The organism is Microvirga sp. P4_G7, assembly GCF_056401005.1.
In genome coordinates this window covers 1-502 of the sequence record NZ_JBFUKD010001218.1, presented here as the reverse complement: position 1 = coordinate 502, position 502 = coordinate 1, and the positions used below count along the sequence as shown (strand labels likewise).

1 protein-coding gene is annotated in these 502 nt (G+C 57.6%); it reads right to left on the bottom strand.

From position 1 onward, the window contains the following. On the bottom strand, positions 1-502 hold a 502-nt coding region (locus AC1DT3_RS23960), incomplete at both ends, for an efflux RND transporter permease subunit (protein ID WP_477467632.1).

Below are 502 nucleotides of genomic sequence, written 5' to 3'. Positions count from 1 at the left end.
AGATAGATGCGGTCGAGGGTCTGCGTGTCACCCTGCAGTTCGGGCAGGATCTCCATGATCACGTTGTAGCTGTTCAACTGAGTGAAGAACTGCGTGATCTGACGTTGGCCGAATGCGTCATAAAGCGTGTCGTCGATGAGCTGAGGCGTAAAGCCGAACCGCGCGGCCTGATCGCGATCGATGTCGATCGTCAATGTCGTTCCGCTCGTCTGCTGATCGGTCGCGACGTCGCGCAACTCCGGAAGGGTCTTCAGCTTGTCGAGCACCTTCGGCGCCCATTCGTTCAACTCGTCCAGGTTGGCGTCTTGCAACGTGTATTGGTACTGCGTACGCGATTGCCTTCCGCCGACATTGATGTCCTGCGAGGCTTGCAGAAACAGCCGGATGCCTTCGACTTTGTCCAGTTGCAGCCGAAGCCGTGCGATGATCTCGGTCGCCGTTGCATCGCGCTGCGATTTCGGTTTGAGCGTGATGTACATGCGGCCCGTGTTGAGTGTGGATG